The following is a 21,182-nucleotide window of genomic DNA, read 5'->3' on the forward strand; positions in this document are numbered from 1 at the left end:
AGGTTTGCCGGCTGGTGTCCGCGTCGGCCCGCAGGCGCACCACACGAACGGCGTATGCACGCGCGCACCCCCGGTCGGTGATGACCACGTTCCTTCGGGGTGCCCTGCGACGGGCTGGGACTTACAGTTTCCTGCTGATCGCACCAAGTCTAGGGCAGACAGACAGGGGGCCACGGCGCACGGCCCGAAGGCCGAACCGCCGCGGACGGTTTCGTCGGGGTGGCGGGATTCGAACCCGCGGCCTCATGCTCCCAAAGCATGCGCGCTAACCAAGCTGCGCTACACCCCGTCACCCGGCGTGGACACACGTCCCGAAAACGGGTGTGCGACCAACGCCCCAGAGACTGTACTCTTGTCTCCATCGGCTCCACGAGTCTAGAGGAAACTCAGGGGCTCCGATGCCACGCGGGCGTAGTTCAATGGTAGAACCCCAGCCTTCCAAGCTGGTCATGCGAGTTCGATTCTCGTCGCCCGCTCCACTCGAAACGAGCTGTGTGCCTGTCGGCACCAGCTCGTTTCGCCGTTCCACCCGGGAAACAACCCCCCAAAACCCGCACCACTCGAAGCGAACCGTGTGCCCGTCAGCACCAACCCGCTTCGCCGTTCCACCCAGGAAACGACCCCCCATAACCCGCACCCTCGAAGCCCGGAAGACTCGGCGGCGCAGGGGTTCCGGCCCGTGCCCCTAGCCTCCGGGAACGATCCGCTCGGCCACGGTGACGCGGAAGTGGAACTCCGTCGTGGCACCGTCCACGTTCACGACGTACTCGTCGGGAGAGATCCGGTAGGCCTGACGGTCACGCTCCGACCACGGGTGGCCCGGAACATGCGCCGCTGTCAGGCGAAGGGCCTCCGTCCTGGCTTCCTCCCGATCGTCGAAGCTGGCGTTGCGCTGGCCACCGGGCGCCGATGGGACCAATCCCCAGCGTTGGCGTTCCCCGCTCCCCCGGATCTCCTCGATCAGCACCGTCCACGACATGGACACCTCTTCCTCTCGCACTCGATTCCAGTGATGGGACTCACTCCCCGCCGTCGTGGTTCGCGGCGACGCAGGGCACATTCACAGAACACTGTTCGGTTTCACCTCGCCACGAAGCGGAATACCGGCCTCAAGCGGGTACGTTGACCTTTCGGGCGGACCCGTCGGCACGACCTGGAACGGGCGCCACTCGGGTTCGGTGGAACGGGGGCCAGATGACGGACACGGACGGCACGGGCGAGCAGGCGACGTCGCTCCGCCTGCTGTGGTTCCAACGACCGGAGCCGTTGGAGCGGCCGGTCGTCGTGACCGGAGTCTTCGACGTCCTGCACGTCGGGCACGTGCGCTTCCTCCAGTCCATCGCCGCCCGCGGCCTCCCCCTCGTCGTGGGGATCGAGTCCGACGAGCGCGTCCGGGCCTGGAAGGGCCCCGGACGCCCGGTCAACCCCGACGCGGAACGGTCCGAGACCATCGCCGCCCTGGGCTGTGTGGCCGGATCGTTCGTGATCGAGGGCCCGCCCTCCGTGGCGGACTGGGCTGCCTACGCGGAACTGCTGCGCCCCTTCTCCCCCGCCGCGCTGGCCTTCACCGCCGGGGACCGCTACACCCAGGCCAAGATCCGGGGCGCCGACGCCCTCGGCGCCCAGACCTGGGAACTGCCGTTCACCCCCGGCCGCTCGACCACCGCGGCACTCGGTCGTCTCGCCTCGTCCCTCTGACGACCCGTGTTCCCACCGACCTCCCCGGCGATCCCACATCGGACCAGGGAAGCAGCGCCCTCCCTCCGGTGTTGAGGCTTGGATGGCGACGTGGTGAACGGAATCGAGGCTGCGGATGATGTCAGGGAGGCCCTCCTACAGGGCACTGGTCAACGACGGAAGCGCACGGGGGCAGGAACTGCCCCCGGGGCTCACCAGACGTGTGCTGTCCTACGCGACACCGCACTGGCGGCAGATCCTGCTCTTCCTCGGGGTGACCGCGGTGGGCGCGGCCGTGGTCGTGGCCAACCCGCTCCTCCTGCGAGCCATCATCGACCAGGGCATCCTCCCGGGGAACACCTCGGTGGTGATCTGGTTGGCGGTCGCGGCGGCCGTGCTGGCGCTCGTGGAGGGCGTCATCACCCTGACCGGACGGTGGTTGTCCTCCAGGATCGGTGAGGGCGTCATCTACCTGCTGCGCACCCAGGTGTTCTCCCACGTGCAGCGGATGCCGATCGCCTTCTTCACCCGAACCCAGACCGGGTCTCTGATCAGTCGGTTGAACACGGACGTGGTCGGCGCGCAGCGCGCCATCACCTCGGTGCTCCAGTCGGTGGTCTCCAACCTGATCAGCGTGGTGGCGGTGCTCATCACGATGCTGGCCCTGTCGTGGCAGGTGACCCTGCTGGCGCTGGTCCTGGTACCGCTGTTCATCGTCCCGGCGAAGCTGCTGGGACGCAGGCTCGCGAACATCTCCCGCGACGCGATGGACAACAACGCCGCGATGAGCTCGCTGATGACCGAGCGGTTCAACGTGGGCGGGGCCATGCTGGTCAAGCTCTACGGCCGTCCCGACGAGGAGTCCGGCACCTTCTCCGACCGTGCCGCCCGCGTGCGCGACCTCGGGGTGCGCCAGTCGGTGATCGGCGGTCTGCTGTTCACCATGCTGGCCACCATCACGGCGCTGGCCATGGCGATGGTCTACGGCGTGGGCGGTGTGCTCGCCGTGGACGGTTCCTTCGAGGTGGGCACCCTGGTGGCGCTGACCACCCTGCTGGCCAGGCTCTACGGGCCGATCACCACGCTGTCCAACGTGCACGTGGAGATCATGACGGCCCTGGTCTCCTTCGACCGCGTCTTCGAGGTGCTGGACCTGGAACCGCAGATCAAGGAGAGCCCGGACGCGCAGCCGCTGCCCGCCGGGCCGCTGAGCGTGGAGTTCGACCGGGTGTCCTTCCGTTACCCGGGCGCCTCGGAGACGTCGGTGGCGTCCCTGGAACTGACCCCGCAGGCAGAGGCCGCCGACGACACCCAGGTGCTGAGCGAGGTGTCCTTCCGCGCCGAACCGGGTCAGATGGTGGCCCTGGTGGGTCCGTCCGGGGCGGGCAAGTCCACCCTCACCCACCTGGTCTCGCGGCTGTACGAACCGACGGAGGGGGCGGTGCGGATCGGCGGCCTGGACCTCCGTGAGACCACCAGTGACTCCCTCCGGGAGGCCGTGGGCGTGGTGACGCAGGACGCGCAGCTCTTTCACGACACCGTGGGCGCCAACCTGCGTTACGCCCGGCCGGAGGCGACCGACGCGGAGCTGGAGGAGGCTCTGCGGATGGCGCGGCTGGGTGCTCTCCTGGACCAGCTGCCCAACGGCCTCGACACGATGGTCGGTGACCGCGGCTACCGCCTCTCGGGCGGGGAGAAGCAGCGCCTGGCGATCGCGCGGCTGCTGTTGAAGGCGCCGTCCGTGGTGGTCCTGGACGAGGCCACCGCGCACCTGGACTCCGAGTCGGAGGCGGCGGTGCAGGAGGCGCTGGCGGTGGCGCTGGAGGGCCGGACCTCACTGGTGATCGCGCACCGGCTGGCCACGGTCCGCGAGGCGGACCAGATCCTGGTGCTGGAGGACGGGCGCGTCCTGGAACGCGGCACGCACGAGGAGCTGCTGGAGTCGGGCGGGCTGTACACGGCCCTGTACCGCACCCAGTTCGCGTCCCAGTCGGGCTAGGGGGTTCGGGGGCGGCTCCGTCGGTGTGCTCGGCGGGGTCGCCCCCTCACGTCCTCCCAGCCTCCTCCTTCTTTTTCTTTTCGGCCTTCCTGGCCCGCTTCTTGTCCTTCTTATCCTTCTTATCCTTCTTGTCCTTCTTGTCCTTCTTGCTCTTCTTGCCGGACTCGGTGCCCCCGGACAGTTCCGACTTCTTCTTCGACTTCTTGCGTTTCTTCGGCTTCTTGGCGTCCTTGGAGGTCACGTGCTCCTCCAGAAGTGCGGGGAGCGGGGCGATGCCGGGTCCTCCGTCGAAGATCCAGTCGTCGAGCGCCTCCAGGAGATGGTCCTCGGTCATCCGGCCCAGCCAGACGGGGTTGCCTCCGGCGGCGCGGCCCTGACGGGAGGGCTGGACCACGACGACGTTGGCCTCGAAGCAGATGCCCAGGCACTTGCTGGTGCGGACCGGGACGCGGCGTGCCGCGTGGTCGTCGATGGCGCTGAGCCGGGCGAGCTGCGCCTTGTGGTCGACGCCGGGCACCTTCTTGCGTGTGCCGCAGCAGCAGCCCCGGCAGACCGTGAGCTTGCAGGGCGTACCGTCGATCGCGCTCACCACACCCCCTCATTAGGCTTGCCTTACCTCAGTTCAGGATATTCCTCCGGGACACCGTCCTGACCAGCACTGACGTGGTCAGGTCCGACGACCTCCACCGACCGCCAGGTTTCGGGAAGCCCTTCGTTCTCCGGGGCACCGGCCCTCCAGCCCCTCCCCCAGACCATGGGCAGCCCCGCGGCGAAGAGCGGGTGGGCCAGGTCCATGAGCTGCATCCGGACCTGGGGCTCGGTGCAGGCACCCGAGTTGCCGCACGCGGCGACGCGTTGGCCGACCACCACGGTGTCTCCCGGGGCCACTGTGACGGAGCCCCTCCGCAGGTGGCCGAGGAGCACGTGGGCGCCGCCGAGGTCGATGACCACGTGGTTGCCGACCACCCCCGAGGGTCCGCGCAGCTCACGGAGGGTGTTCTCCACGACGGCGCCGAACAGCCACGGCCAGGAGTTGCGGCTGCGGTGGTCGCGCTGGCGGTCGTGCACCCGGACCACGGTGCCCGCGGCGGGTGCGTACACGGGGGCACCGCAGGCCGGGAAGTCCTCCGGGGGTCGGCTGAGCGGTCGCCAACCGATGTCCGGGCGGGTGCCGTCCTCGGCGACCAGACCCAGCGCGTACGTCTGCCCGTAGGCGTGCGTGCCCTGGCTGGGTACGTGGTCGACGGGCTGGTCAGCGGCATCCAGCGTCCGCGTACCGGCGGGGCCAGCACGCGCGGCGCGCACCTCGGAGTGCCCAGTCGCAGGTGCACCGCGAGCGCGACCACCAGCAGCGTCCCGCCGACCCACCAGGACAGACCCAGGTACCCGGCCAGAAGCGCGGCCATCGCGGCCCACAGCAGGGGCATGCGCAGCCGGGCGAGGAGGACGGGCACGGGACGCGGAACGGATGAGGCCATGCCCCATTGTGGGCCCGCCCCATCCGTTCCGTTCCTCGGGGCCCGAGAGCCCCCGCGTCTACTCCTGACCCTTGTCCTTCTTGTTCTCCTGTGCGCGCTTGCGCAGGTAGTCGGTGGCGGCCCCGGCTCCCTTGTCGATCTTGTCGTCGTGGGACCCGCCGGTCGCCTTCTTGGCGGCGTCGGCCACCTTGCCGACGACCCCCTCGGCCTTGTCGGCGTGGTCGTTGACGGCCTTCTTGAGCCGGTTGAACGTATCTCCGGTATCGGACATCGAATCCCCCTCAGACGCGTCCTGCCTGCTGGTGCGATACCCGTTTCCGCCACACTTCAAGCGAAACGTCAGCCCCTGGTCACAGCCCGAGCACCATGCGCGCCACCGAGAAGTAGATGAGCAGACCGGTGGCGTCCACGAGGGTGGCGACCATGGGTGAGGAGACCACGGCGGGGTCCACCCCCACCTTGCGGGCGAGCAGGGGCATCGCGGAACCGATGATCGCCGCCCAGGTGCAGATGGCGATCACCGAGAGGGCGACCACCACCGCGATGTCGAAGCCAACCAGCACCGACCCGATGACCAGGGCGATTCCGGCGAGCATGACGCCCAGGAGCAGACCGACCCGGCTCTCCTTCCAGATCACCGAGGGGAGGTCGCGTACCCGCACCTCACCGACCGCGAGGGCACGCACGATCGCCGTGGCCGACTGCGCGCCCACGTTCCCGCCGGTGCCGATGAGCATCGGGACGAACATCGCCAGCGCCGTGACCTCCTCCAGGGTGGCCTCGTAGACCTGCATGACGTTGACGGTCAGAGTCGCCGCGACGATGAGCAGCATCAGCCACACCGAACGCGCGCCGACCAGGCGCAGCACCCCGACGGACACGTAGTGGTCGTCGATGGGGCTGGCGCCGGACTGACGCGCCATGTCCTCGGAGTCGGCCGCCTCGATGACCTCAAGGGCGTCGTCGAAGGTGAACAGACCGACGAAGCGGTCCTCGGAGTCCACCACCGGGAGGGAGACCAGGTTGGCCTCCTGGATGAGTCGGGCGGCGTCCTCGACCGGTTCGCTCACGCCCACCCGGGGCGCGAGGACGTCGACCAGGTCCCTGAGGACGCGGTCGTCGTCGCTGACCACGAGGTCGCTCAGGGTGATGGTGCCGAGCAGCCGACGGCCGTCGCTGACCACCGGGAGGGTGTAGATGGTCTCGGCGTCGGCTCCTTTGGCGCGCACCACCTCGAGGGCGCGGCCCACGGTGAGGTCCCGGTGCAGGATGACGGTCTCCGGCGTCATGTACCGGCCGACCGAGTCCTCGGGGTAGCCCAGGAGCGCGGCGGTCATCTTGCGTTCGGCGGGGCTCAGCCCGGCCAGCGCCCGGGTCGCGATCTTGGCCGGGGCCTCCCCGATGAGGCGGGCCCGGTCGTCCGGGTCCATCTCCTCCAGGATGTCGTGGAAGTCGGTACCGCGCAGGCCGAGGAGGATGGCCTGCTGCTGACCGGGGTCCAGCTCCTCGAAGACCTCCAGCTCACGGTCCTTGTCCAGGAGGCGGAAGGGGATGATCGCCTCGCTGCTGGACATGCGGGCCAGTTCGTCCGCGATCTCGTGGGGCCTGTGTTCGGCCAACCAGAGCCTGATCCCGGTCAGGTCATTGATCTCGACCAGGTCCGTGAGTTCTTCAGCGCGCTCGCCGTCCATGCGAAGCACCCCCTTGCGTCTCCATCGCCCGGCGGGCACGCCCGCGGGGCCGCGAAAATCCGGTAGGTCCGGGTCCTGGGGACCCGGTCCGGCCCCTGGTCACTGGTGTGGTGGTCCGTGCGGGCGTCGGCGCCCAGGGGGCGGAGAGGGGCGGGCACGGTGATCCGTGAACGGGTACGAAGACCTCGTACCGGGGTCGGGGAACATGTCGACCCTACCGCCAGGAACGGCTGGGGCGACTCACCCCCTGCCGGTGCCGCGGCGGCCGGGGGTCAGGTTCTCCAGAGGACCACGAGCGCGCAGTCGTCGTTCTTGTCCTTGCTGAGGGTGTCCACGACCTCGCTGGCGCCGGTGGCGAATCCCTGGGTGACCAGCGATTCGGCGGCTCCGAGGAGTCGGTCGATACCGGCGTCGAGGTCCTCGCCGGGCGTCTCGATGAGGCCGTCGGTGCACAGCATGATGGCGTCGCCGGGCCGCAGCTTGCCCTGGACTGAGGTGTAGGTCATCTCGGGGATGACTCCCAGGACAACGCCCTTGGCCTCGGTGGTGCTCCACACTCCGCCGCCGCCGTCGAAGTGCAGGGCGGGCGGGTGCCCGGCCGAGGCGACCTGGTACTCGCCGGTCTCGGTGTCCACGCTCAGGTGGACGGCGGTCACGAAGCCTTCGCCGCCGCTGTTGCGCATGAGGTAGTCGTTGCAGTGGGCGAGGAAGTCGCTGGCGGGGACCGCTCCTATGAGCCCGCTGAAGGCCCCCGAGAGCATCAGGGCCCGTGTCCCGGCGTCCACGCCCTTCCCGGAGACGTCGACGACGGCGATGTCGAGCCGGTGTTCGCGGCGGATGGAGACGACGAAGTCCCCGCCGAACGAGGAGCCGCCCGCCTGACGTAGGACGGCGGTGCGCCCCCAGCCCGAGGGGACCGGGGGGAGCTTGCCCTGGTCCCGCAGCCGGTCGCGCAGGTCCAGCAGCATCATCTCGCCGCTCAGGCCCTGGACGCCGAGGCGTTCGCGCACTCCGGACAGCAGGTAGGACAGGACCCCGGTGACACCGATGGTGACCACCAGGCCGGGGCCGACCTGGCCGAAGTCGAGCATGAAGGCCACGAACAGCAGGACGGCGACGACCACCCCGAGCAGGAAGGCGAGGCTCTTGCGCTTGAGCAGCAGTCCGCCCGCGAGGACGGTGAGGATGGTGGAGCTGGGCGGGAACCAGCCGGTGGGGCCCCACACGGCGCCGACTCCGATGCCCACGGCGATGGCGACCAGGGTGATGAGTACGAGGCGATAGCGGAAGAGCACCTTGCGCCGGAGCACCGCGACGATGCGCTGCACGGTGGATCGCAGCAGTCGGGTGGTCCTGGCGGTCGGTGTGGGGTTCATTGATCCTCTAGGCTCGGCACGCCCGCTCACCCGCGGGGGTCACTCCTGGTCGGGGTACGGCACACCGGTGCGATCACGGTCGCGTCGGGGGCCTGTGTCTGGGTCGGCGGAGGGGGAGTCGTGTGGGGGCACGGCCCGGATCGCGGAGGCTGGTTCCGCCGAGGGGCGGGCACCGATGGACGCGGACAACAAGGTGTCTCGGACTACGATGGCCCGCCGCTGTGCACGAACTGTAGCGCTTGGGGTGCTGGCCTGGCACGTACTACCAGCGGCGATCCGCCCCATAACCCCGGGTTTGGGTTCCGCCTAAACCCGTGTTCGCGGTGTCGGACCCACATGCCCGTGGGGGAACTTCCCGCTGATTTCGGGAACCCTCCCCTCTCTCGGACACGGCATGCTGGCCGGGTGTGTCCCGGGCGCACTCGCGCGCTTGGCGAAGAACCCACGCCGGACGCGGGGCCACTCCTGGGCAAGGATCCCACAACGACCCCCGAGGGCGACAGGGCCCCGGTCCCGAACCGGACACTGACCCCACGGCGCCCCGCACGCGTTCGCCCCCGCGTGCCGGGCAAGCGGGGGCGAGGGGTCGGACCCGCACGAGCGGGACCTGGGACGGGTTACGGAAGCGGGGGCAGCTCGCCGGTGCGCTCGTAGTCGCTCAGCATGGCGATACGGCGGGTGTGCCGCTCCTCGTCGCTGTACGGCGTGGCGAGGAAGAGCTCCACGAACCGCGTGGCCTCCTCCAGGGAGTGCATCCGGCCGCCGATGCCGAGCACGTTGGCGTCGTTGTGCTCGCGCGCCAGCTTGGCGGTGTCCTCGCTCCAGGCCAGGGCGGCGCGGACGCCGGTGACCTTGTTGGCCGCGATCTGCTCGCCGTTGCCGGAGCCGCCGATCACGACGCCCAGGGAACCCGGGTCCTTCGCGACGCCCTCGGCGGCGCGCAGGACGAAGGGGGGGTAGTCGTCGACCGCGTCGTAGACGGCCGGTCCGGCGTCCACGACCTCGTGGCCGTTCTCCTTCAACCAGGAGACGAGGTGTTCTTTGAGCTCGAAGCCCGCATGATCTGATCCAAGGTAAACACGCACGTCACCAGTGTGACAGCTCCCTGGAACGAACGACGCCGCGCCCCACCCGGTCGGTGTGACCGTCGAGGGGCGCGGCGCGCGTCGTGTGGGTCGCGGGGGATCAGGCCCCGGCGGCGGCCGCCGCCACGCTCAGACCGAGGACGGCGAAGCCGGCCATCGACAGGATCGCGATCAGGTTGTACACGAGGATCGACTTGAGGTCCTTACCGAGAGGACCTGCCTTGGAGACCGCGGGCTTGTTGCTCAACTCACACCTCGATTGGGTTCGACCAGGGGATGACCAGTCGGAATCTTTCCACACCGCACAACGCGCGCGTCACCGGGTCCGATTCCGGAAGGGCCTGGTGGGGGGCGGTGAGACCGGACACAGGGGTCATCTCTGCACAGCCTTGACCTCGCAGAACTCCACCAGGCCGGGCAGGCCCCACTCGCGTCCGTTGCCGGATCGCTTGTACCCGCCGAAGGGGGCCCGCGGGTTCAGGGCACCTCCGTTGAGCTCCACCTGCCCCGCCCGGAGTCGGCGGGCGACGGCCAGGCCCTCGTCGGGGTCCCCGGACCACACGGCGGCGTTGAGCCCGTAGACGGTGTCGTTGGCGATCCCCACCGCCTCCTCCACGGTGTCGTAGGGGATGAGGACGAGTACCGGGCCGAAGATCTCCTCCCGGGCGACGCGCATGTCGTTGCGCACGTCGGCGAAGACGGTCGGGCGGACGTAGTAGCCGACGGCCCGCTCCTCGACCGGTTCGGAACCCCCGGTGACCAGGCGCGCGCCCTCCTCCACGCCCAGGTCGACGTAGGCGCGGACCTTGTCCCGCTGCGCGGCCGAGACCAGCGGACCCAGCCGGGTGGCCTCGTCCTCGGGGTCGCCCGGCACGTACTTGGCGGCGGAGGCGGCGGCCAGTTCCACGGCCTCCTCGTAGGAGTCGCGGTGCACGAGCATGCGGGTGAGCGCGTTGCAGCTCTGGCCGGTGTTGCGCATGACGTCGGCGACGCCGCGCTTGACGGCCTTGGTGAGGTCGGCCCCGGGCAGGATGACGTTGGGAGACTTGCCGCCCAGTTCCAGGGCGACCCGCTTGACCGTCTCGGCGGCGACCTGGGACACCCGGGTCCCGGCGCGGGTGGAACCGGTGAAGGAGACCATGTCCACTCTCGGATGGGCGGCGATCGCCTCGCCCACCACCGGCCCGGTACCGGAGACGAGGTTGAACACGCCCGCGGGCAGCCCGGCCTCGTGGAGGATCTCCGCCAGCCAGTAGGCGCTCAGCGGGGCGACCTCGCTCGGCTTGAGGACCACGGTGTTGCCCGCGAGGAGCGCGGGGACCACCTTCAGGACGATCTGGTGCAGCGGGTAGTTCCAGGGGGTGATGGCGCCGACCACGCCGACCGGCTCGTGCACCACCAGGGAGTTGCCGACCTCCTCGCCGCCGAAGTAGCGCTCGCCGTGTTCCTCGACCAGGTCGATGTAGGTGCCGAACATGCGTGAGGGCAGACCGGCCTGCACCTTGGTGGCGAAGGTGGCGGGCGCGCCCATGTCGGTGGTCAGCAGCCGGGCGACGTCGTCGAGGCGGGCGTCGAAGAGCTCCAGCGCACGGGAGAGATGGGTGACGCGCTGGCCCGGGGTGAGCGCGGACCAGGCGGGGAGGGCGGACGCGGCGGCCTCGACCGCGGCGTCGACGTCGGCGGCGGAGCCCGCCGGAACGGTGTCGATGACCTGCTCGGTCGCCGGGTTGACCACGTCAAGGGCCTCGTCGGAGGCGGAGTCACGCCAGGCGCCGTCGATGTAGAGGGATCGCATGGCCCCACTTTCGCAGAACGCGATTCGGGTTGGCCAGAGCGAGGGGGCCGTGGGAACGACTGCGGGGCGGGCACCCGTGGTTCCACGGATACCCGCCCCGTCGGGGCGCGGAAGGGGCGGACCCGGTCCGGCGCCGGAGGTCAGCCCCAGTGCGGGGGGCGGTCGGCGATCAGCCGCGCGGTGGAGTCCTCGTCGGCGTCGCCCCATCCCTCCGAGCGTTCGTCACTCGTGGTGTCGGGCAGCAGGTCGAGGTCGTCGAGGAAGGTGGCGCGGCGGTCGTCGTCAGGCCCTGGCATGGGTGCTCCCGGTGAGGTGGTCAGTCGAAGATGGGCGAGCGCGTGCGGGTGCGCTTGAGCTCGAAGAACCCGTCGGTCCCGGCGACCAGGCGCACGCCGTCCCACAGCTTCCCGGCGGCCTCACCGCGGGGGATCGGGGAGACGACCGGGCCGAAGAAGGCCACGTCCTCCACCTGGATGACGGGTGTGCCGACGTCCTCCCCCACCAGCTTCATCGCCTCGCCGTGCGAGGCGCGCAGGGCCTCATCGTACGCGGTGGAGTCGGCGGCGTCGGCCAGGTCCTCGGGCAGCCCCGCGTCGGCCAGGGCGGCCCGGACCGTGTCCGTTTCCTTGGCCTCGCCCCGGTCGTGGTAGCGGGTGCCCAGGGCGGTGTAGAGGGGGCCCAGTACCTCGGGGCCGAAGCGCTCCTCGGCGGCGACGCACACGCGCACGGCGCCCCAGGCGCGGTCGAGGAAGTACCGGTAGTCAGCGGGCAGGTCGCGGCCCTCGTTGAGCACGCTCAGGCTCATCACGTGCCAGCGCACGGTCACGGGGCGGACCTTCTCCACCTCCAGCAGCCAGCGGGAGGTGATCCAGGCCCACGGGCAGGCCGGGTCGAACCACATGTCAGCGAACACGCTCTCCGGCTCGGCTGGCTGTGCGGGGATCTGGGTCATCGCTGCTCCTCGTCCGGGGCCTGAGGTCTCGGGCCTGGGGGAAGGTCGGGTTCCGGTGGCCGCGGTCAGACCGCCGCCATGGATCGTCAACCACGGTGATCGGTTGCGCATTCCGTCCCGGCGCGTGGCAGGATCGAACCGACTACAACGACCTCAGGCCCGGCGGCGCCCACCCCCAGTCGGCGGGCCCGACGCGGTCGACAACCGATTTCCGGCCGACGACGAAGACGGCCGTGAAGGGAGCGTGGCGTGGCAGGGAACCTGACACGGGACGAGGCCAGGGAACGGGCCCGCATTCTCGGCGTGGACTCCTACGCCGTGGAGCTGGACCTGACCACCGGTGACGAGACCTTCCGGTCCACCACCGTCGTGCGCTTCTCCAGTTCGGAGCCGGGCGCGCGGACCTTCGTCGACCTGGCCGCGCCGAGAGTCAGCAGCGCCGTGCTCAACGGGCGCGAGCTGGACGTGGCCGAGCTGTTCGACGGCGAGCGGCTCACCCTCCCGGACCTTGCCGCCGAGAACGAGCTGACCGTCGTCGCCGACGCCGCCTACATGCGCACCGGCGAGGGCCTGCACCGGTTCGTGGACCCCGTCGACGACTCGGTGTACCTGTACAGCCAGTTCGAGACGGCCGACGCGCATCGCATGTTCACGTGCTTCGACCAGCCCGACCTCAAGTCCACGTTCGAGCTGACCGTGTACGCGCCGCCGTCGTGGGAGGTCGTCTCCAACAGCGCCCCCGACGTCGAGCGCGAGGCCTCGGGTGAGGAGCGGGTGCGCTGGCACTTCCCCGCCACCCAGGTGATGTCCACCTACATCACCGCGCTGATCGCGGGCCCCTACCACGTGGTGCGCGACGAGCACGACGGCATCCCGCTGGGCCTGTACTGCCGCGCCTCGCTCGCCGAGCACCTGGACTCCGAAGCGCTGTTCGAGGTCACCAAGCAGGGCTTCGACTTCTTCCACGGCCTGTTCGACCTGCGCTACCCGTTCGGCAAGTACGACCAGCTGTTCGTGCCCGAGTTCAACGCGGGCGCCATGGAGAACGCCGGCGCGGTGACCTTCCTGGAGGACTACGTCTTCCGGTCCCGCGTCACCGACGCCCGCTACGAGCGCCGGGCCGAGACGATCCTGCACGAGATGGCGCACATGTGGTTCGGCGACCTCGTCACCATGCGCTGGTGGGACGACCTGTGGCTGAACGAGTCGTTCGCGACCTACGCGAGCGTGTACTGCCAGGTCAACGCCACCCAGTGGTCGGACGCCTGGACGACCTTCGCCAACGTGGAGAAGGCGTGGGCGCTGCGCCAGGACCAGCTGCCCTCCACGCACCCGATCGCCGCCGACATGGTCGACATCCAGGCGGTCGAGGTCAACTTCGATGGCATCACCTACGCCAAGGGCGCGTCGGTCCTCAAGCAGCTCGCCGCCTATGTGGGCGTGGACGCGTTCTTCGCGGGCGTGCGCGCGTACTTCAAGGAGAACGCGTTCGGCAACACCGAGCTGCGCGACCTCCTCAAGCACCTGGAGGCCGCGTCCGGCCGTGACCTGTCCGGCTGGTCGAAGGAGTGGCTGGAGACCACGGGCGTCAACACCATGCGCCCGGAGTTCGAGGTCGACGCGAACGGCGACTTCACGTCGTTCACGGTCCTCCAGGAGGCCGCCTCCGAGCACCCCACGCTGCGTTCGCACCGGTTGGCCGTCGGCCTGTACGACCGCACCGACGACGGCATCGTGCGCCGCGAGCGCGTGGAGCTGGACGTCAGCGGGGCCCGCACCGAGGTCGCCGAGCTGGTCGGCAGGGCCCAGCCCGACCTGGTGCTCATCAACGACGACGACCTCACCTTCACCAAGATCCGTCTGGACGAGCGCTCCCTGCGCACCGTGGTGGAGGGCGCGGGCGAGATCCGCGAGTCGCTGCCGCGCGCGCTGGCCTTCGGCGCGGCCTGGGACATGACCCGCGACGGTGAGATGGCCGCCCGGGACTACGTGGCGCTGGTGACCTCCGGCATCAGCGGCGTCAACGACGTCACGGTGGCCCAGACCCTGCTCCGCCAGGCCTCGGGTGCGCTCTTCAACTACGCCGACCCGGCGTGGCGCCCGTTCGGTTTCGCCCTGCTGGCCGACCGTCTCAGCGAGCTGCTGTCGTCCGCCGAGCCCGGCGGCGACCTCCAGCTGGCCTACGTCAACGCCCTGGCGGACGCGGCCGTGACCGACGCCCACCTTTCCCTCCTGCGGGGGCTGCTGGACGGCGCGATCACCGTGGAGGGCCTGGAGGTCGACACCGACCTGCGCTGGACCCTGCTGCGCCGCCTGGTCGCCGCTGGTGCGGCGGGTGAGGCGGAGATCGCCGCCGAGCTGGTGGCCGACCCGACCGCCGCCGGTCAGCGCAACGCCGCTGGCGCCCGGGCCGCGATCCCCACCGCCGAGGCCAAGGAGACCGCCTGGGAGCGGATCGTGGGCGGGGACCTGGCCAACGCCGAGTTCCGCGCCACCCTGCTGGGCTTCACCGAGCCGCGCCAGGCGGACCTGTTCCGCCCCTACGTGGAGCGGTACTTCGCCCAGCTCGCCCCGGCGTGGGAGAAGTGGACCGGTGAGTTCGCGCAGTCCTTCGCCGAACTGGTCTACCCGAGCCAGCTGGTGGAGGAGGCGACCCTGGAGCGCACCGACGCCTACGTCGCCGAGCACTCCCCCGCTCCGGCGCTGCACCGCCTGCTGATCGAGGGGCGGGCCGGGGTGGAGCGTGCCCTGCGCGCCCGCGCCAAGGACATCGCCACCGGTCAGGGCGGCTGACGGCCACGGTGTGAGTGATCGTGGGACGGCCCCGGGGAGATGCGCTCCTCGGGGCCGTCCCGTGTTCGGCTGCGGATCGCGTGTCCGGTGGCCGGTGCGTCCTAGAGGCCGCGGCCCTGGTGGCCGAGGGGCCCCAGGGTGCGTCGCACCCGGGCGACCATCCTGGGGTCGGCCAGCAGTTCGTCGACCAGGACCGGCTCGCCCTCGCCGCTGGTGAGCGGTATCCGCCAGTTCGGGTACTCGGTGTTGGTGCCCGGTTGGTTCTGCATGCGCCGCTCCCCCACCACGTCGGTGAGCGCCACCCCCAGCATCCGGGCCGGGGTCGCGGCCAGGTAGGCGTGCATCGCGGCGACCACGGAGGCCGGATCCCCCACGGGGTCGGCGTCCTCCTCCAGCAACCCCAGGTACACCAGCAGGGCGCACCACTGGGCCACACGGGCCTCGGAGGAGGCCCGTTCCTCGGCCACGGGCCGGTCGAGGAGTCCGAGGCGGTCGCGCAGTTCCACGTGCTCGGCGGACAGGTACGAGGAGACCGGCGGGAGGTCGTGGGTGGCCACAGTGGCCAGGCAGTCCCGGCGCCACCTGTCGGGTGCGAGCGGTTCGCCGTCCGCGTCGTTCTCGAACCACAGCACGGAGGTGCCGAGCACCCCGCGGTCGGAGAGGTGGTCGCGGACCCAGGGCTCGACGGTGCCCAGGTCCTCGCCGACGATCACCGCGTCCGCGCGCCGGGCCTCCAGAACCAGCGTGCCCACCGTGCCCTCGTGGTCGAAGCGCAGGTAGGTGCCCTGGTCGGCGGAGGCGCCCTCGGGCACGCACCACAGCCGGAACAGGCCCATGACGTGGTCCATCCGCAGGCCGCCCGCGTGCCTCAGCCCCTGGGAGAGGATCTGGCGGAACGGGCCGTAGCCGAGCTGGGCCAGGCGGGTGGGGTTCCAGGGCGGCTGCCCCCAGTCCTGCCCGCGCCGGTTGAACTCGTCCGGTGGGGCGCCCACGTGCAGTCCGTGGACGAGGGCGTCGCCGTACATCCACGCGTCCGCGCCGCCCGCCTGCACGCCGATGGCGAGGTCGTGGACGATCCCCACCTCCATGCCGCTGTCCAGGGCGCTTCCCTGCGCCTGGGCCAGCTGTTCGTCCAGGATCCACTGGAGCCAGCGGTGGAACTCCACGCGCGGCCACAGGTCCAGGGCCCGCCTGCCCACGGTGAGCGCGCCGACGTCGCGCAGTTCCGAGGGCCAGGTGCGGAAGTCGGAGCCGTGCTCCTCCGCGAGCGCCGACCACGTGGCGAACTCGACCAGGGGCTGGCCCTCACGCTCCAGGTAGTGGCGGAGCGCCTCCTCGCGGCCGGGGGCGCGCGGCACCTGGAAGAGGATCTCCAGGGCGGTGAGCTTGGCCTCCCAGACGGCGTCGCGGTCGAGGAGGTCGGCGGTGCGGCCGCGTTCGCGCAGCGGCCGCGCCAGGCGCTGGATGCCCTCCCGCTGGGCGGGGTCCAGGCGCGCGTACTCGGGCACGTCCTCCACACGGACGTACAGCGGGCTGGCGTACCGGCGGCTGACCGGCAGGTACGGGGAGGGTTCCAGCGGTGTGACGGGTTCGGTGGCGTGCACCGGGTTGATCAGGGTGAAGTCGGCGCCGAGGTCCCGGGCGCTCCACTCGGCGAGTTCGGAGAGGTCACGCAGGTCCCCCGTGCCCCAGGAGGCCCGGGAGCGCACGCTGTAGACCTGCGCCATGAGTCCCCACAGGCGGGGGTTGTCGCGCAGCGCGGTGGATTCGATCCGGTCGGGGACGACCAGGATGGGGGCGTCGTGCTCGGTCCCCCTGTCGGTGACCCGCAGCGTGTGCACGCCCAGGGGCAGCCCGGGGTCGAACGGCAGCAGGGCGCCGTCCGAGGTCTCCACGGAGGCGCGGGCGCCCTCGGGCAGCGCCAGATCCGGCGCCTTGCCCTCGCGGACCACCACGGCGGGTGGCAGCAGGCCGTGCCCCGGCCCCGCGTCGGGATCGGTCGGGTCCACCCCCAGGGCGGACAGGACATGGCGGATCGTGTCCGGACTGACGGGCACCTGCCGGCCCCGCCAGTCCTCGTATGCGGTCGCGACCCCGTAGCGCTCGGCGACCCGGGTCAGCTGAACGTCCCTCACAGACACCGATCATGCCCCACGGTGGCGCGCGTACACCGCAGGACGGCCCGGCGTGGGGACAGAAGATGCTTCCCCTCGACCTTCCTGGGCCCCGGCTCGACCTCCCCTTTCCCCTGGCTTTCCCTGACCCCGTGCGCACCGGTGGGCGGTGGGGGAATCCTTTCGCGGAGCGCCCGGTGGGAGCGGCATAATCGAACACGTGCTCGCCAACTACCGACGGCTCTTCGCCGTGCCCCACGTCCTGTCCCTGTTGGTCTGGTCCCTCGCGGCCCGGTTCTACACACCGGGGTTGATGATCGCGGTCACCTTCCTCGTCCAGGGCTGGACCGGGTCCTACACCCTCGCGGGTCTGGTGGCGGGAGCGTTCACCCTGGGCATGGCGCTGGTGGGACCGTTGCGCGGGCGCATGGCCGACCGGGGCAACAGCGACCGTCTGGTGCTGGTGTGCGGCGTGGTGTTCACGGTCGGTCTGGCGACCCTGGCGCTGTTGCCCGCGTCCCTGTGGTGGGTGTCCATCCCCCTGGCCCTGGGCACCGGTCTCTTCGGCACCCCGGCCAACCAGATCGTGCGCGCGCTCTGGCCCCGGCTGACCACGGGTTCGGAGCGGCAGGCGATCTACGCGGCCGAGGCCACCACGCAGGAACTGATCTTCGTCTTCTCCCCGATCCTCACCGCCGGTGTGGTGGCGTTCGCCGGTCCGCGCTGGGCGCTGTTGCTCCTGGGGATTCTGGGACTGATGGGGGCCGTGGGGTTCGCCCTGGCCCTGCGCCGCGCGGGGGTGACCGGTCCGGCCGTACCGGACCGCGCCGCCGCCGTCCCGCAGGAGACTGCCAGCGTGCGGGACCGCCCCTCCACCCGGGTGAACCGGAGTCTGCTCTTCCACCCGGCGCTCTGCCTGCTGTTCGCGATGTGCGGGATGATCGTCTCCGGCGTGGTCGGCATGGACCTGGTCATCGTGGCCTGGGCCAACGAGCTGGGAGCGCCGCACTACGTGATGGTGCTGGCCTCGGTCTGGGCGCTGGGCTCCCTGGTGGGCGGCGCGGTGGCCGGTGCGCTCCGGGGCGCTCCGAGGCTGCCGCTGCGGGCCTTCGGGGCGGCGCTGGGCATCGCGGTGCTGGTCCCGTTCCTGCCGCCGGTCAGCCACCTGCCGACCCCGTTGCTGATCACCCCGCTGCTCTTCGTCTCGGGTCTCGCGCTGGCACCGACCCTGGCCGCCGCGATGGGTCGCCTGGGCGACACCGCCCCCGCCCATCGCAGAGCTGAGGCGTTCGGCTGGATGGCCACGGCCATGAGCATCGGCGCGGCGGTGGCGGGGCCGCTGACCGGTGCGCTGGTGGACACCAACGGGATCGCGGGCGGTGCGCTGGGCGCGGCCGTGCTGGTGCTGGTGTCCGCCGTCCTCAGCCTCTTCCTGCGCGGTGCGTCGGCGTCCACGGACCGCGAGGACGCGCGGGAGGCCGCCGACCCGGCGGAGGTGTCCGCCGTCCTCGACGCGAGCCCGGCCGCACCCGGCTCGGGCGCGACGTTGGTCTCGGCCGCCTCCACAGCGGCCGAGGCTGACGCCGTCGACTCCGAGGGCGTCAGTCCGTCCAGCCATCGGGAACCCGGTGCGCCCACGGACGGGCCCGCTCCAGCTGCGCCGACAGGGACAGCAGCGTCCCCTCACCGCCCATCCGACCCGTGAGCATGGAGCCGATCGGCAGACCGCTCGGAGACCAGTGCAGCGGGACGCTCACCGAGGGCTGCCCGGTCACGTTGTAGAGCGAGGTGAACGGGGTGAACTCGGTCATGAGCCGGAACTCCTCCTCCGGTCCGCCCGAGGTGAAGTGCCCGATCGGCACCGGCGGCTGGGCCAGCGTGGGGCTCAGGACGGCGTCGAAGCGATCCGTGACCGCGAGCATCGCGCGGGTGCCGCGCTGGAGGCGGGCGGTGGCCCCGACGTGTTCGGGGACGGTGGTCCGGCGGGCCCGTTCGCGGAGCCACCGGTAGATCGGGGTGAGCTCGTCCTCGCGGGCCGGGTCGACGGACGTGGCCGAGGCGATGGCCGCCCACAGGTACGGGAAGTCGTCGGCGAAGGCCCCTCCGAAGGCGGACTCGAAGGGGTTGTCGATCTCCTCGACCTCGTGGCCCAGCTCCAGGAGCAGCCGCGTGGTCTCCTCGTGGGCGGCGAGCACGTCGGGGTGGACGGGGATACCCGTGGACCCGGTGTCGGAGTAGCGGGCCACGCGCAGCCGCCCGGGTTCGCGCCGGGCGTGGTCGGCGAAGGTCTCACCGGGGAGCAGGGGCGGGGCTGTGAAGAGGTCGCCGGGGAGGTTGACCGCCATGGCGTCCAGCATCAGGGCGGCGTCCAGGACGGAGCGGGTGATCGGTCCCGCCGTGGAGAGGCCGTTGAGGTCGGCGCGGTCGGGTCCGAGGGAGATGCGACCGCGCGTGGGCTTGAGCCCGAACAGGCCGCAGACGCTCGCCGGGATGCGGATGGACCCGCCGCCGTCGCTGCCCTGGGCCACGGGCGCGAGACCGGCCGCCACGGCCGCGGCGGCGCCCCCGCTGGAGCCGCCCGGGGAGCGGGTGGTGTCCCAGGGGTTGCGGCTGGGCGGGGCGATGGCGTTCTCGGTGTGGCAGGTGGCGCCGAACTCGGGGGTGTTGGTCTTTCCGAGGAAGACCGCGCCCGCCTCGCGCAGCTGGGTGACCGTCGCCGAGTCGGTGGGTGCCACGAGGTCGGCGTACAGGCGTGAGCCGAAGGTGACGCGGACTCCGGCGAGGGTGTCCAGGTCCTTGATGGGCACCGGGACACCGAGGAGTGGGGGCAGATCGTCCGGCGTGTCGCTCAGAACGCGTTTCTGCGCGTTCCGGGCCTGCTCCAGAGCCAATTCTTCTGTGACCGTAACGTAGGCGCCGTATCGGTCGTCCAACCTCCGAATTCGCTCGAGATAGTGCTCAGCGATCTCAACAGGCGACAGTTCACGACTGCGGACCAACGCGGCGAGTCGGTGCGCGGGAAGTTCATGAATTCTGGTCATGCCACCCGAGGTTAACCGGGTAGGGCAACGGGCACCACGCCGAAGAACGGTACTTCTCCAGAGAGGTGACGAAAGAGCAATCCTTCCCCGTTCCGACGCCCCGGACACGCTTGGGCGCCAGGACATCAGGGAAGAAAAGTGTGAGAAGTAATGCACTAGGACTCGGATATGGATGGAACTAACCTGTCCGTCGTGGAATCGGCAACCAGAGTGAACGGTCGTAGCTCATCCTCCGACGGGTCGGAGCCCGAACGACCCGAGACCCTCTTCTTCCCCAACCAACGCAAGGAAGGCGGGGCGGCGAACACCAGGGCCCTCTACGGGGCCCTGAAGTCGAACGACGCCGTTCGCCGCTGGATCTTCCGGAGCGTTCCGGCCGGGGCGGTGGCGGGCGCCTTCGGTATGCTCACCGGCGACTGGAGGGTCGGCGTCACCCTCGGTCTCGTCGTCCTGGTCGGGGTGATGGTCTGGAGCGCGCGTCGGGAGTCGGAGATCCCACGCTGGCGCAAGCCCTCGGCGGCCCAACGCCGCACCGAGGTCCAGCTCAAACTCATGAAGCAGCTCGGCTACCGCGTCCTCCACGCGCGCGCCGTCCCGGGCGGCAACGGGCAGATCGACCACTTCATCGTGGGTCGGCGCGGCGCGTTCGCCATCGACTCGGAGTCCTGGGACAAGCGTCTCCCGCTGCGCAACAAGCTGGAGAAGCTCTACCACGGCCGGTTCAGCAAGAACGAGCGCATTGACGAGGCCCTGGAGGAGGCCAAGCGCGCGGAGGAGCTCATCAGCAAGGAGCTCGGCCGCGACATCTCGGTGCGCGCCTCCCTGGCCATCTACGGCCCGGGCATGCCCTGGGACAGCCACCGACTCCGGGGCGTGGACATCATCACCGGAACCAAGGTCCGCAAGTGGCTGCGCAGCGGGCGCGACCGCCTCAGTGAGACCGAGATCGAGGAGATCTACCAGGCCGCCAGCAAGGCCCTGCCTCCCCGCTACTGACCCCGTCCCCCACCATCGCCTCCGGGCCCGGAACCGGCCACATCGTCGTGGTCTCCGGGCCTCTGGCGTGTCCGGGCCCGGGCCGGGCACCCCCCGGTGGCACGGCGAACCGCGACCCCGACCTCGGGAAATCTCACCATCCGGAACGAGCGTCTCCCCCGGCGAGACCGAACCTACCCCTGAGG

18 protein-coding genes and 2 tRNA genes are annotated in these 21,182 nt (G+C 70.8%); 6 read left to right on the plus strand and 14 right to left on the minus strand.

Features of this window, described 5'->3' with window-relative positions:
• Window positions 1-214 precede the first annotated feature (214 nt).
• Window positions 215-289, minus strand: a tRNA-Pro gene (locus ADX84_RS01215).
• 116 nt (window positions 290-405) lie between these two features.
• On the opposite strand from ADX84_RS01215, the gene ADX84_RS01220 reads away from it, so the two are divergent.
• A tRNA-Gly gene (locus ADX84_RS01220) sits at window positions 406-479 on the plus strand.
• A 206-nt stretch (window positions 480-685) separates the two neighbouring features.
• On the opposite strand, the gene ADX84_RS01225 is transcribed toward ADX84_RS01220, so the two are convergent.
• Window positions 686-979, minus strand: coding sequence for a hypothetical protein (locus ADX84_RS01225; RefSeq protein WP_049565967.1), 294 nt, complete (start codon window positions 977-979; stop codon window positions 686-688).
• Between the two features lie 215 nt (window positions 980-1,194).
• On the opposite strand from ADX84_RS01225, the gene ADX84_RS01230 reads away from it, so the two are divergent.
• Complete coding sequence (locus ADX84_RS01230; protein WP_049565970.1) at window positions 1,195-1,698, plus strand: adenylyltransferase/cytidyltransferase family protein; 504 nt, start codon at window positions 1,195-1,197, stop codon at window positions 1,696-1,698.
• 115 nt (window positions 1,699-1,813) lie between these two features.
• Window positions 1,814-3,676, plus strand: coding sequence for an ABC transporter ATP-binding protein (locus ADX84_RS01235; protein ID WP_049565973.1), 1,863 nt, complete (start codon window positions 1,814-1,816; stop codon window positions 3,674-3,676).
• Between the two features lie 46 nt (window positions 3,677-3,722).
• Here ADX84_RS01235 and ADX84_RS01240 read toward each other — a convergent pair whose 3' ends face one another.
• The 10 genes from ADX84_RS01240 to ADX84_RS01275 all read right to left on the minus strand — a co-directional run bounded on the left by ADX84_RS01240 (window position 3,723) and on the right by ADX84_RS01275 (window position 12,053).
• Window positions 3,723-4,268 (minus strand): (2Fe-2S) ferredoxin domain-containing protein, encoded by a 546-nt coding sequence (locus ADX84_RS01240; protein ID WP_049565976.1) that lies wholly within the window; start codon window positions 4,266-4,268, stop codon window positions 3,723-3,725.
• 20 nt (window positions 4,269-4,288) lie between these two features.
• The gene (locus ADX84_RS01245) at window positions 4,289-4,981 is read right to left on the minus strand and encodes a M23 family metallopeptidase (RefSeq protein ID WP_234003810.1); all 693 of its coding nucleotides are present in this window, start codon (window positions 4,979-4,981) and stop codon (window positions 4,289-4,291) included.
• Between the two features lie 231 nt (window positions 4,982-5,212).
• Window positions 5,213-5,425: an antitoxin gene (locus tag ADX84_RS01250; protein ID WP_017545185.1), complete on the minus strand. Its 213-nt coding sequence runs from the start codon at window positions 5,423-5,425 to the stop codon at window positions 5,213-5,215.
• A gap of 79 nt (window positions 5,426-5,504) precedes the next feature.
• The gene (mgtE, locus tag ADX84_RS01255) at window positions 5,505-6,845 is read right to left on the minus strand and encodes a magnesium transporter (protein ID WP_049565980.1); all 1,341 of its coding nucleotides are present in this window, start codon (window positions 6,843-6,845) and stop codon (window positions 5,505-5,507) included.
• A gap of 272 nt (window positions 6,846-7,117) precedes the next feature.
• Window positions 7,118-8,221 (minus strand): PP2C family protein-serine/threonine phosphatase, encoded by a 1,104-nt coding sequence (locus ADX84_RS01260; RefSeq protein WP_049565983.1) that lies wholly within the window; start codon window positions 8,219-8,221, stop codon window positions 7,118-7,120.
• Between the two features lie 617 nt (window positions 8,222-8,838).
• Window positions 8,839-9,306 (minus strand): ribose-5-phosphate isomerase, encoded by a 468-nt coding sequence (locus ADX84_RS01265; protein WP_026129371.1) that lies wholly within the window; start codon window positions 9,304-9,306, stop codon window positions 8,839-8,841.
• A gap of 100 nt (window positions 9,307-9,406) precedes the next feature.
• Window positions 9,407-9,553 (minus strand): hypothetical protein, encoded by a 147-nt coding sequence (locus tag ADX84_RS26200; protein ID WP_199776439.1) that lies wholly within the window; start codon window positions 9,551-9,553, stop codon window positions 9,407-9,409.
• Window positions 9,554-9,679: 126 nt separating this feature from the next.
• Complete coding sequence (locus ADX84_RS01270; protein WP_049565986.1) at window positions 9,680-11,101, minus strand: aldehyde dehydrogenase family protein; 1,422 nt, start codon at window positions 11,099-11,101, stop codon at window positions 9,680-9,682.
• Window positions 11,102-11,241: 140 nt separating this feature from the next.
• On the minus strand, window positions 11,242-11,397 hold the full coding sequence (locus ADX84_RS26205; protein ID WP_199776440.1) for a hypothetical protein: 156 nt from the start codon (window positions 11,395-11,397) through the stop codon (window positions 11,242-11,244).
• Window positions 11,398-11,417: 20 nt separating this feature from the next.
• On the minus strand, window positions 11,418-12,053 hold the full coding sequence (locus ADX84_RS01275; RefSeq protein WP_049565989.1) for a DsbA family protein: 636 nt from the start codon (window positions 12,051-12,053) through the stop codon (window positions 11,418-11,420).
• Window positions 12,054-12,302: 249 nt separating this feature from the next.
• On the opposite strand from ADX84_RS01275, the gene pepN reads away from it, so the two are divergent.
• Window positions 12,303-14,846 (plus strand): aminopeptidase N, encoded by a 2,544-nt coding sequence (gene pepN, locus ADX84_RS01280; protein WP_049565993.1) that lies wholly within the window; start codon window positions 12,303-12,305, stop codon window positions 14,844-14,846.
• A gap of 101 nt (window positions 14,847-14,947) precedes the next feature.
• Here pepN and malQ read toward each other — a convergent pair whose 3' ends face one another.
• Window positions 14,948-16,981, minus strand: coding sequence for a 4-alpha-glucanotransferase (malQ, locus tag ADX84_RS01285; RefSeq protein ID WP_049565996.1), 2,034 nt, complete (start codon window positions 16,979-16,981; stop codon window positions 14,948-14,950).
• 199 nt (window positions 16,982-17,180) lie between these two features.
• Between malQ and ADX84_RS25175 the strand changes: the two genes are divergently transcribed.
• The gene (locus ADX84_RS25175; RefSeq protein ID WP_082206231.1) at window positions 17,181-18,665 is read left to right on the plus strand and encodes an MFS transporter; all 1,485 of its coding nucleotides are present in this window, start codon (window positions 17,181-17,183) and stop codon (window positions 18,663-18,665) included.
• Here the strand turns inward: ADX84_RS25175 and ADX84_RS01305 are convergent.
• A complete protein-coding gene (locus ADX84_RS01305) occupies window positions 18,562-20,001 on the minus strand; it encodes an amidase (RefSeq protein WP_082206232.1) in 1,440 nt (479 codons plus the stop codon). The genes ADX84_RS25175 and ADX84_RS01305 overlap by 104 nt on opposite strands.
• 210 nt (window positions 20,002-20,211) lie before the next feature.
• Here ADX84_RS01305 and ADX84_RS01310 point away from each other — a divergent pair, with 210 nt between their 5' ends.
• Entirely contained in the window at window positions 20,212-20,997 is a 786-nt protein-coding gene (locus tag ADX84_RS01310; RefSeq protein WP_049566002.1) for a nuclease-related domain-containing protein, read from the plus strand.
• The last annotated feature ends 185 nt before the right edge of the window (window positions 20,998-21,182 follow it).

It is taken from the genome of Nocardiopsis sp. SBT366 (assembly GCF_001083815.1).
Taxonomy (GTDB): domain Bacteria; phylum Actinomycetota; class Actinomycetes; order Streptosporangiales; family Streptosporangiaceae; genus Nocardiopsis; species Nocardiopsis prasina.